This window comes from Pseudomonas entomophila (genome assembly GCF_013523125.1).
In the GTDB taxonomy this organism is placed as follows: Bacteria; Pseudomonadota; Gammaproteobacteria; order Pseudomonadales; family Pseudomonadaceae; genus Aquipseudomonas; species Aquipseudomonas entomophila_B.
The window spans coordinates 1-9,967 of the sequence record NZ_JAAMQJ010000066.1; the positions used below are offsets into that span (position 1 = coordinate 1).

Consider the following 9,967-nt stretch of genomic DNA (forward strand, 5'->3'; position numbering starts at 1 on the left):
GTCGTGATCGGGCGTTGCAGGGGGTTGAGGAGATGAGTGAGGTGTGAGGTAGTGGGGGCTTGCGCATGTGAAGCTGGGAACTCTTAGCGTCCCCCTTGATGGAATACGAGCTTTCTCCCGTGGTCGCGGGGGCATGGCAGCCCATCAGGCCCAAGTACGCAGCGTACGCTGGGTGACTTTTCGTCATTTCGATATCATGGCTCCCTTTGAGTGAGCGCCGCCTTCCGTGCCGCGCCGTTACAGTAAAAGGACGTTCAGGTCATGGCCGTTGACAGTCAATTCAGACTCAATACCTCCAAGTTTTTTTCGAGCCCCCTCGGTTCGATCGTCTTGACACTATTTTCAGTCCTGAGCGCGGGCTACATTTCGGTGTGCAGCTCCCAGATCTACGGCCAATGTCAGGAACTGCTGGGCATGACACCTGAGGGTTCCGCCCCCCCTGAGACCTACACTCACTTGATCATCGCGCTGGCCTTAACCGTGGGGGCACTGGCCATGGTTTGGCTTCGTGAGCGAGGATTGGCAGACCTGGCGTTGCGCAAAGAAGCCGAACTCACAGCGCTTGCGGCAAAAAAAGAGGCTCTGCTCAAGGAAGAGAACAAAGCGATGGAGGGCCGATTGACAAGCCTCCCTCCCCGTCAGTTCATGAGCGATTACGTCGAGACGCTTCGCGAGATCGGCGAACTCAGACGGCTGACCAAGAACGAGATGGCATCGCTGAGTCCCGAAGTCATCATCAAACGCATGCAAACCATGATGTCCGGCGTGCTCAGCTTGGCGAGGACATGGGATGACATATCGGCTTCTTCCACGTCCGTGACGTACCACGCCAACATCATGCGCGTGCTGTACAGCGATGAGATCGCCATTTCTCCCGTTGTCGACCTGGGCTTGGAGGAACCAGCCCCTGCAAATCCAACTGGGGCCGAGGTTGCTCAGGCTGAAGCTGCGGAGGCCATTGAGGACGATCAAAGCCTCAAGGATTGGATTCTTCAATACGAGTTTTTCCTTCACAACCAGTCCTACGAGGTGGCGGTGCAGCGCTGTTCTGGCATCCTATTTATCCAGGACAAGGAGCTCTCAGCCGAATCACTGCACCCCGACCAGCCAGACGCGAGCGTCGAGCAGATCTGCCTGCCTTTTACCTACAAGCAGGACTATCGTCACGCCCATCATCAGCCGAACATTCCTGGGGCCCCACAAGCTGCCGCAACCGGTCACCCCGTCTATTTGGCGGACGTGCAGGCGGCGGTCATGCGATGGTTTGAGACCGAAAAGAAAAAGGACAAAGAAATCAGTCCGCGTTACGAAGAGCAAATCACGCGCTACTACCAGAACCTGGAACACACCAAATCGCTGATCAGCTTGCCGATTTACCACAAGGAGAAGCTGATGGGCGTACTGAACGTCAGCAGAAGTCTTGAGGACATGCTGACGACCAAGGATCGCGCCGAACTGTTCGTGCAGCTCATGAACCCTGTTTGCTACCACTTTGGTAAGATGCTAGCATCATTAGAAGACAGCTATGCCGGTCAGGATGGCGTCACGCTTGAAAAGGAGATTGATGATGAGAACTGAGCTACGAGCGAAACTGGTTCGCAAGCCGACACGCTCCAACTCCACCGAGCGCCGCGAACCCACAGGCGAAGAGGTTCGTGCATCGCTGGCCGCACGTGCTCGCAAAATGCTCAACGGCGAGGTTGTCGGCTCAAGCAGCTGGAATCTGCAAAGCCTCTGACCCTGCAGCACCGCGACCCTATGAAAAGCCGCCTTCAGGCGGCTTTTTTGTGCTCGATACTTTTGCACAAGCGCGACCCGATCGGACTGGCCGAGCATTGGCCCCATTGACCTGATCTGCATAACCATTTTCACAGGCCTGCCCTATATGCTCGTGTCCACTCACCGGCCCATATCAATCATCACATGGACATTTTGCGCTCAAACATGAACATCACCTCGTCCAACCACTGGCGGTAAGCCGCCGGCGTGGCAGGAATCAACAAGCTCCGCTCTTCCAGCTTCTGCTCAGACCGGTACGGCAACGAGACACTGCTGGAAGATGAAGCCGGAGGCTCAGCAAAGAGCTTGTGGTCAACCCCAGTCAGGCTGATCTGGAACCACCCACTCTTCCCTTCGCACAGCAAGCCAAATGCAGCTTCAGTACCTGCTCTGACCTTGGAAGGCGACAGGTAATACGAGCCCATGATGCCTCGCGACGTCGAAGCGTTGGCGAGTGAAATAGACAACCAGCACAACCCACTCTCATGGTGCCGCCACTTCACATCCGGGGTATCAATTCCCGTCTGATTGGCGCTATCGAAGTCCTTGTAGCCGCCTTTGATCGAGCCAAGGCCAGCCTGGCAGAGCTTGAGAAAGAACGGATCGTGTTGGGCATGGGCGGCGCGCAATGTGCCGAGGGTTTCGGGCTGAGGCAAGAATGCCACCTCTAAGCGAGCTTCGTGGTCGTAGCCACCCCACCCACCGTTGCCATTCCTCTGCTGCAAGCGCTGCACGAACTCTTGCTCCGAGATGGCCTTGCGATTCACGGAGAGTTGATTCAGGCCCTGAACGATACCGTCTGATAGCTCATGCTGGTCGGAGAATGTCAGCCGGAACAGGCCATCGAGGTAGTCGGAGACTTCCCGTGCAAACGCTCTTTGACGCTCTTCCATCTCCACTGTTTCGAGAAAAGCCAGGATAGGCTTGCCGGTCGTCTTCGCGCGCCGAAACTCCTGTTGAGTGACTGACTCACCAGTGTCCGTCTCGTAGCCGAAATTCGCGCCAACGATCAGTACCACGACGTCAGATTGGTCGATCTCCGTCATGCACGCATGCTGTGAAGAGTAAGGACGTGCACCGAATTCCTCGCACATCACTGGCGTGTGCCCCAGCAGTGTAATCGCCTTCCTTGCCGCAGCCCGGTACTGCTCAAACCCTCCGACAACGGAGCTCACGAATACTTTCATAATGATCCCCCAAACTGTCGCCAACTGACGGCCTTAGGGGACTACTGTATGTCCTAACAGCGGCCAGTGCCAAGCACCCGATCCGAGCCAAGCACCGAACTGGCGAGGGATTAGTCCTTCCCCACCTGCAGTGAACAAAGCTTTCAAGAAGCAAACCCATGCTCAATCTGAGTCAGCACCTGGATCACCCGCTCCAAGCCTTCCTGGTCTTTCACGAAGTCGATAGGTGCCTCGCCGCCGAATAACTGACTAGTTTACTGAGCGGCTAGTCCGTTTTCTAACCGATCACGACATACTGCATGCCTTACGTTCCCAGGTCGGTGATATGCATGCCTCGACCGATTGCTCCATTCGCCCTGCAGCCTGCCGATGCCGCCACCTTGCAGAGCTGGCTGCTCATGAGGACGTTGGAGCAGAGCCTTGCCCAACGAGCCAAGATCCTGCTACTGCTCGATGAAGGAGTCACGCCCGTCGCTATCTGCGAGCAGTTGAAGATCACTACGCCAACCGTGTTCAAGTGGCGCAAGCGCTACGTGGAGGCAGGCCTCGACGGGCTGAAGGACTTGCCGCGCAGCGGTCAGCCCTTGAAGTTGGGTGCCGACAAGATCGAAGAGATCCTGACCCTGACGACCCATCGGGTGCCCAAGGAAGCCACCCACTGGAGCGTCCGGCTGATGGCCAGATATGCGCGTGTCACGACCTGGCAAGTCCGGCAGATCTGGGCCGCTTCCGATCTCAAACCCCACCGTCTGAAGACTTTCAAAATCAGCAACGATCCGTTGTTTGCCGAAAAGGTGATCGACGTGGTTGGGCTGTACCTCAACCCTCCGGACAACGCCATGGTGCTCTCGGTCGACGAGAAGACCCAGATCCGGGCGCTGGATCGCACCCAGCCGATGCTGCAGCTGCGTCCCGGTCAGATCGAGCGTAGCACACACGATTACAAGCGCCACGGTACGGCAAGCCTGCACGCCGCCTTCGACATCATGACCGGCGAGGTCATGGGGCGCATTACCCAGCGGCATCGGGCCAAGGAGTTCCTAGACTTTCTGCGCCAGATCGAACGCAACACCCCGGCCGGACTCGATCTGCATGTGATCCTCGATAACAGTTCGGCCCACAAGACTGCGGCAATCAGGGCCTGGCTGGAAAAGCACCCACGCTTCAAGCTGCACTTCACGCCGACCAGCGCTTCCTGGCTGGACGCCGTGGAGGGCTGGTTCTCGCAACTGGAAAGACGAGCGCTTTATCGTGGAGCCTTCAGCAGCGTCGCGGACTTGAAGAGCGCAATCCGCCATTTCATTACGGCTCACAACGAGCACTCAGCCAAGCCGTTCAAATGGAGCAAACCAGCCGACGCCATCATCAGCTCGGTGCATAAGGCCGAGCTGGAGTGTTATTAAAATAAGCTAATCAACTAACCGCTCGGTACACTAGGCCGTGACCAATGCTCCGCAGAAGTCGTGTGTCTTGATAGCTCGATCACCAGAGCGTTATGACTGGACCCAGCGATTCTGTTCACCACTCGGCCCGCGAACGCGCCGATGGTCGATCAGGCCTCTGGTGTGTTCAGCGCGGCGATGCGATCGCGCACGGCTTCGCCCGCGGCCCCAATGTAGCCTTTGTAGAAGTCCCTACTCTGGTGCAACAGAGGCGAGCCTGCCAACGACTCAGCCGCAGCTTCGACTGCCGCAGAACCGTACTCTTCGCTCATCGCCTGGATACTGCGCGTCCGGGCAGCCGGGTCGTCGTAAGGCTTTTGGTACCAGCTGGAAACCTGATACTCGACCCCCTCGCGCTCGAATGTTTCATTCAGGTGCGTCGCCAGCGCAACCAAAGACTCACGCATCAAGGCCGGGTCGATGGCGTGCGCCTTCAAGTACGCTTCCACGCGCACTTGGGCCGCTGCGATCAGGTCGCCATGGGTGTAGCCCTGCATCGGCGGGAACACGCCGTCAGGCAGTGTCATGCCCGGTGTGTAGGGGTGATAGGTGTAGTCTTTGTCAGCCATGGTTGGCTCCTTGCCGTGAGCAGAGAAGTAGACGAGTAACGCCAGCAGGCCTACCGCCACCCTTCGGCCTGACAGCCCAGTTCGTGAGCATGTCCGATATTCTTTGGGTCGATGCCTGGCATCGTTCATTCATAGGTCTCCCTGACATGAGGGTTGAACCTTAAGGGGTGATGCGGCCAGGCGCAATCTCGCTCTTCAATGGCGCAAGAGGACCGAGAACATCCTTGCCTTCATCGCCCGTGCGGCATGAGCGACAAGCCACCCATGTTCGGCGGCACTTCTAAAACACTACTTGGGCCTATGCGAAACAGGCGCGCCATCACGTTGCGTTTGCGGTACCGGGGCGGGTCGAACGACCGTGACAGGTCAGCGGTCGAACCAATCGAAGTATGTTCCAGGCAGCTATGTACAGCTTGCTTCGTCGCCGATCACCCAGGAGCTTGATAGGCGACAACTGATGGTGATCCCGCTGATGTTTGTTCTCACGGGCAGCAGCAGCCCTCCCGACCTGTCACAGACGGCGAAAGACAGTCTGGACGCGCCCATGCCCACCAACGACGCGCAGCGCGTCTGGGAGTGCGCAGGTACGACCAAGGCCATTGCGGGCCTGAAGGTCGTTCTGGAGATGCAGGGACGACCTGCTGACGCCGGTGGGGAAGTCTGGTCGCTGGAAGAACGCGCCAAGCGAATCGGCTGTAGCCAGGCCGAAATGGATGCGCCCGATCAAGGCAGGTATTCGAACCCTCCGGCCACACCACGCCCGAACTGATGGGCTCCACCCGCTTATGGCCTCGTATGAAGATCGGTGCGATGCAAGCGATACCGTTTGAAAGCCTCCATCAACGGTCTACGCTCATTGGAGACTCCCTGATCTTCACCTGACCACGAGGACGATCCCATGGCACTCAAACCCGGCCCGAAGCCTACCGCCAAATCAACCGGCGAAGTCGACAAGCGTCGTCATGACAACAAGGAGACACAAGGGAACAATCCCGAATTGAAGCCGAGCAAACCTGAAAAGAAATAGCCATTCACTGACAAGCGACCTTGGCTGTGGCGTGCTCATCATTCAAACCAAGGGCTCCTCACGAAGGCGCGTGTACGTCGTGAGCAGCCCTTGAGCACATTACCAGCGCATGCCCTTGAACGGGTTCCAGTCCTGCTCACCCTTACGCTCTTTCAGGTAGTAGGCATAGTTCGTACTCAGCCCGTACAGCAGGTTGGTTGCTACACCAAACCCGCTGTTGATGGCACGTGGTGTTTCCATGCCGAGCAAGGCGAAAAGCACATCGATCGCCAAACCGGCCCCGATGATGATACCCAGCAACGCCAAGTTCTTTTTCCACAAGCCCAGTACGAACAGGTAGATAGGGCCAAAGAACAAGGCAATGAAGTTCATGTTGATCAGCAGTTTCTTCTTGAACGGCTGCTGTTTGAGTGCGGCCTTGTACTCGGGCGAACTGGGCGTCCCATGCGCATCGAAAAACGCAAACCGCTCTTGCCATTTGGGCTTGTGTTGAGAAATATCCTTGCTGGCTTCGGCGACGCTCATTTAAAAATTCCCTATAGTCCTTGAAATGATCGAACACACGGCTTGCCGTGCTTGGAGCATCTGAAGGCCCGACTTCATTGTTCAGGCCTACTGCCGACGCTCCACGCATCATTTTGTCACCCGCCAGCCCAACCAACAACCGCATCGCTCGCACGTCCATGCCCAGGTGTGATCGACCGCACGTTTCCAACGCCAGGCTGTAAGCTGCCGGATGTTGCTACGCTGATAGCACACCCTGCGACCTATGCAACGGAGGCTGACTTGACGACCACTCATGCTTATCTGAGCGAGTCAGGTGACCGCAACGCGACCGCTGCAACAGCACCAGGCTCGGGTCGTCTGGTCATCTGCACCCTCCTCGTCAGCGCCACGCACCTGCATGCAGTCCGCGAACAGGCCGAGCACCTGCGCCGACAGCAGGTCCACCTCGCCGACCTAACGCCTGGTAAACGCCGCGCAGCCCAGGCAAGCCAGCGCGCCGAGCTGCTGGCCGAGGTCGCGCGATGGCCGGTGAAGCTGCACGTCATCGTCGTGGACAGGGCGCGCATCCACCGGGACGGCGGCCTGCAACTGAAAACCTCGTTCAACGAGCACGTCGGCGGGCTGTTGCATGCCCGCCTGTTCCGGGACCTGCGTGACGTTCAGGTGAATGTGGACGCGGACGGTGACGTGACGCTTCGCGAGCGCCTGCAAGGGCTGATACAGGGGCGCTACGCCGATGATCTGTTCGGCGACGAGCAGATGTTCCAGGTGCGCGCCCGTGAGGACGATGCACTGCTCCACATCGCGCAGGGGCTGGCGAACGCCGTGAGCGAAGTGCATGGCGGCAAGGCCAAGCCAGGGGTCCGGCACGCCTATGAGACGCTGTTGCAGGCTCGTACCTTGGGCCTGCTGGAATGGCCGCCGGCCTTCACCTCGCTTCTGCCACCGCCCATGGACGAGGCGCAATACGCCGATTACCAGGTGCACCAGGAAGCGTTGCGTCAGGCCGACCGCTTCATCGAGCAGGCTGGCGAGCATCCGGACGAGGACATGCGCTTGCAGCTGGCCATCCTGGATTACCTGAGGTTCCAGAGCGAATTCGTCACCCAGGACTACCTGCCGACGGCCGACATCCTGGCCCACCTCCATGACCGGGGCTTCGGCGATGTGTCCGAACACAAGATCCGCTCCAACGGCATCGCCAAGCTGCGCGACGCCAACGTGATCATCACCAGCACGGCCAAGGGCTACAAGATTCCGCAGACGCGGGCCGACCTCAACGACTTTCTCGAGATGGCCTCGGGGGTGGTGGTGCCGTTGCTCGAACGGGTGCGCAAGGCGCGCGAGGTCTATCGGCAGAGCAGTGGCGGCACCTACGACATCGTCAGCGAGGCAGGCCTGGCGGCCTTGGAGCGTCTGCTGGTGACGTCCGACACGCCCTCTGCTGACTAACACCAAGCGTTAATGTTGCCCCTGGGCCAGGGCGAAGGCGTCCAGCGTGTGCTGGAAGTCGTCCAGGGCGCGCGACAGGAACTTGTCCCGGTGGTGCACGACATGCAGCTGGCGTGTCTGCGCCGGGAGGTCATGATCGAGAACGGCCAACTGCCCTTGAGCGATCAGGTCGCTCACCACCCAGTACGACAGACAACTGATCCCCAGACCGGCAGCGACCATGCGCTTGATCGCTTCGGAGCTGCCGATGCGGCGGGTGTCTTCCAGGTGACCCAAATGAGGCATCAACCGGTGGGCGACTTCCTCGGCGGTGCCTGAGCCGGCCTCGCGCATCAGCCAGGGTGCGGCGCGCAAGGCCTGACGTGTGACCGGATGACCTTGCGCCAGGGGGTCGTTAACGGCGGCGATGATCACCAGTTCGTCTTCGAACCAGGGGCGCACACTCAGCTCGGGCAGGTGGCAGGGGCCCTCGATCAGGCCAAGGTCGATGGACAGCTGGGCGGCCTGGCGGGCGATGTCGGTGCTGTTGCCGATGACCACCTCGATGCGCACGCCAGGGTGATGCCGGGCATGCGCCTCCATCAGGATCGGCATGAGGTAGCTGCCGATGGTGGTGCTGCAGCCGACGGTGAGCCGCGCGACCCGGTCGTGGCCTTCGAATCCCTTTTCGATCTGCGTCGCGGCCTCCAGCAGGCGTACAGCCTGAGGCAGCAAGGCCTGGCCGTTGGCATTGAGCACCAGCCGCTTGCCGACCCGGTCGAACAAGCGCGTTTCGAGGGCGCTTTCCAATTCCTGAAGCGCAGAGCTGGTGGCGGACTGGGACAGCGCCAGCGCCGCACTGGCATTGACGGTCGAGCCATGCTGGGCGATGGCCCTGAAGATGTCGAGTTGACGCAAGGTCAGGCGCATCGATCTACCGATTGAGGGGGTAAGTGATACATAGAATACGCGTTTTACCGGTTGATACGGTCTTGCCATGCTGTGAAGGTCTCGACGCCATGCCCTTGGGGGGTACCGTGCAACAGTCCAGCTTACGCCTACGCGCCTGTTTTCCCCGTCCACTGTCCGCCTTGTCGGGCGGGCGGGAGGTCATCCGCCAGTTCACACCCCAATGGTTCTCGGTGGTCATGGGCACAGGCATCCTGGCGTTGCTGTTGGGGCAGCTGCCTGAGGCAGGGGCCTTGCTGCCGCACCTGGGCAACGGGCTCTGGCAGTTCAGCGTGGTGCTGTTCCTCGTGTTCACCGGGCTGTACCTGGCGCGCTGGGTGCTGTTCTTCGACGAAGCCAGGCGTATCGTCGGGCACCCGACCGCCTCGATGTTCCTCGGCACGATCCCGATGGCCCTCGCGACCCTGATCAATGGCCTGTTGCAGTATGGCCTGCCCGCCTGGGGGACCGCTGTCGTGCCGTGGGCACAGGCACTCTGGTGGCTGGATGTGGCGCTGGCGATGGCCTGTGGGGTGGGCGTGCCATTCCTGATGTTCACACGCCAGCGGCACAGCCTGGAACAGATGACGGCGGTCTGGTTGTTGCCGGTGGTGGCAGCCGAAGTGGCGGCCGTCACCGGTGGATCGCTCCTGCCGCATGTGGCGCAAGGGTCGGCGCAGTGGCACGTGCTGGTACTGAGCTACGTGCTGTGGGCGTATTCGGTGCCGGTCGCGCTCAGCCTGCTGGGGGTGCTGCTGTTGCGGCTGGCGGTGCACGGGTTGCCGCCGCCGGCGCTGACCGCCTCACTCTGGCTGTCGCTGGGCCCGATCGGCACCGGGGCGTTGGGGATGTTGGTGCTCGGTGGTGCTGCGCCGGCGATCTTCGCGGGTCATGGGCTGGCGCAGGTAGGTGCGGTGGCGGCTGGGGCGGGCGCGGTCGTGGCGGTGCTGCTCTGGGGGCTGGGGGTCTGGTGGCTGTTGCTGGCGGTGTTGGTCACGGTGCGTCAGGTGCGACGGGGGATGTCGTTCAACCTGGGGTGGTGGGCCTTCGTGTTTCCGTTGGGGGTGTATGCGGCGG

At 60.1% G+C, this 9,967-nt stretch carries 10 protein-coding genes and 1 pseudogene; 6 read left to right on the forward strand and 5 right to left on the reverse strand.

Going from position 1 to position 9,967, the window contains the following annotated elements:
* Positions 1 to 261 precede the first annotated feature (261 nt).
* Positions 262 to 1,578 (forward strand): hypothetical protein, encoded by a 1,317-nt coding sequence (locus G7007_RS21065; RefSeq protein WP_181104923.1) that lies wholly within the window; start codon positions 262 to 264, stop codon positions 1,576 to 1,578.
* 341 nt (positions 1,579 to 1,919) lie between these two features.
* Here G7007_RS21065 and G7007_RS21070 read toward each other — a convergent pair whose 3' ends face one another.
* Together G7007_RS21070 and G7007_RS22590 are read right to left on the reverse strand one after the other, a co-directional pair.
* Entirely contained in the window at positions 1,920 to 2,966 is a 1,047-nt protein-coding gene (locus G7007_RS21070; protein WP_181104925.1) for a DUF4062 domain-containing protein, read from the reverse strand.
* A gap of 143 nt (positions 2,967 to 3,109) precedes the next feature.
* Positions 3,110 to 3,196: pseudogene (locus tag G7007_RS22590) on the reverse strand (hypothetical protein); the annotation flags it as partial.
* Positions 3,197 to 3,295: 99 nt separating this feature from the next.
* Here G7007_RS22590 and G7007_RS21080 point away from each other — a divergent pair.
* A complete protein-coding gene (locus G7007_RS21080; protein WP_181104927.1) occupies positions 3,296 to 4,369 on the forward strand; it encodes an IS630 family transposase in 1,074 nt (357 codons plus the stop codon).
* Between the two features lie 149 nt (positions 4,370 to 4,518).
* Here G7007_RS21080 and G7007_RS21085 read toward each other — a convergent pair whose 3' ends face one another.
* The gene (locus tag G7007_RS21085; protein ID WP_181104929.1) at positions 4,519 to 4,977 is read right to left on the reverse strand and encodes a hypothetical protein; all 459 of its coding nucleotides are present in this window, start codon (positions 4,975 to 4,977) and stop codon (positions 4,519 to 4,521) included.
* A 457-nt stretch (positions 4,978 to 5,434) separates the two neighbouring features.
* Here G7007_RS21085 and G7007_RS21090 point away from each other — a divergent pair, with 457 nt between their 5' ends.
* Together G7007_RS21090 and G7007_RS22280 are read left to right on the forward strand one after the other, a co-directional pair.
* Positions 5,435 to 5,746 (forward strand): hypothetical protein, encoded by a 312-nt coding sequence (locus G7007_RS21090; RefSeq protein WP_181104931.1) that lies wholly within the window; start codon positions 5,435 to 5,437, stop codon positions 5,744 to 5,746.
* A gap of 129 nt (positions 5,747 to 5,875) precedes the next feature.
* The gene (locus tag G7007_RS22280; RefSeq protein ID WP_258198648.1) at positions 5,876 to 6,004 is read left to right on the forward strand and encodes a hypothetical protein; all 129 of its coding nucleotides are present in this window, start codon (positions 5,876 to 5,878) and stop codon (positions 6,002 to 6,004) included.
* Positions 6,005 to 6,103: 99 nt separating this feature from the next.
* Here G7007_RS22280 and G7007_RS21095 read toward each other — a convergent pair whose 3' ends face one another.
* Positions 6,104 to 6,529: a DUF2628 domain-containing protein gene (locus G7007_RS21095; RefSeq protein ID WP_181104933.1), complete on the reverse strand. Its 426-nt coding sequence runs from the start codon at positions 6,527 to 6,529 to the stop codon at positions 6,104 to 6,106.
* Between the two features lie 261 nt (positions 6,530 to 6,790).
* Here G7007_RS21095 and G7007_RS21100 point away from each other — a divergent pair, with 261 nt between their 5' ends.
* Complete coding sequence (locus G7007_RS21100) at positions 6,791 to 7,963, forward strand: DUF3800 domain-containing protein (RefSeq protein ID WP_181104942.1); 1,173 nt, start codon at positions 6,791 to 6,793, stop codon at positions 7,961 to 7,963.
* Positions 7,964 to 7,972: 9 nt separating this feature from the next.
* Here the strand turns inward: G7007_RS21100 and G7007_RS21105 are convergent, their stop codons facing one another.
* Entirely contained in the window at positions 7,973 to 8,872 is a 900-nt protein-coding gene (locus G7007_RS21105) for a LysR family transcriptional regulator (protein ID WP_181104944.1), read from the reverse strand.
* An 89-nt stretch (positions 8,873 to 8,961) separates the two neighbouring features.
* Here G7007_RS21105 and G7007_RS21110 point away from each other — a divergent pair.
* Positions 8,962 to 9,967: TDT family transporter (locus G7007_RS21110; RefSeq protein WP_181104946.1), on the forward strand; the 1,006-nt coding region annotated here is incomplete at its 3' end.

Coding starts and splice junctions, on each gene's coding strand:
- G7007_RS21105 (WP_181104944.1), bottom strand. CDS start 8,872: ATGCGCCTGACCTTGCGTCAACTCGACATCTTCAGGGCCATCGCCCAG.
- G7007_RS22280 (WP_258198648.1), top strand. CDS start 5,876: ATGGCACTCAAACCCGGCCCGAAGCCTACCGCCAAATCAACCGGCGAA.
- G7007_RS21065 (WP_181104923.1), top strand. CDS start 262: ATGGCCGTTGACAGTCAATTCAGACTCAATACCTCCAAGTTTTTTTCG.
- G7007_RS21085 (WP_181104929.1), bottom strand. CDS start 4,977: ATGGCTGACAAAGACTACACCTATCACCCCTACACACCGGGCATGACA.
- G7007_RS21095 (WP_181104933.1), bottom strand. CDS start 6,529: ATGAGCGTCGCCGAAGCCAGCAAGGATATTTCTCAACACAAGCCCAAA.
- G7007_RS21090 (WP_181104931.1), top strand. CDS start 5,435: ATGGTGATCCCGCTGATGTTTGTTCTCACGGGCAGCAGCAGCCCTCCC.
- G7007_RS21070 (WP_181104925.1), bottom strand. CDS start 2,966: ATGAAAGTATTCGTGAGCTCCGTTGTCGGAGGGTTTGAGCAGTACCGG.
- G7007_RS21080 (WP_181104927.1), top strand. CDS start 3,296: ATGCCTCGACCGATTGCTCCATTCGCCCTGCAGCCTGCCGATGCCGCC.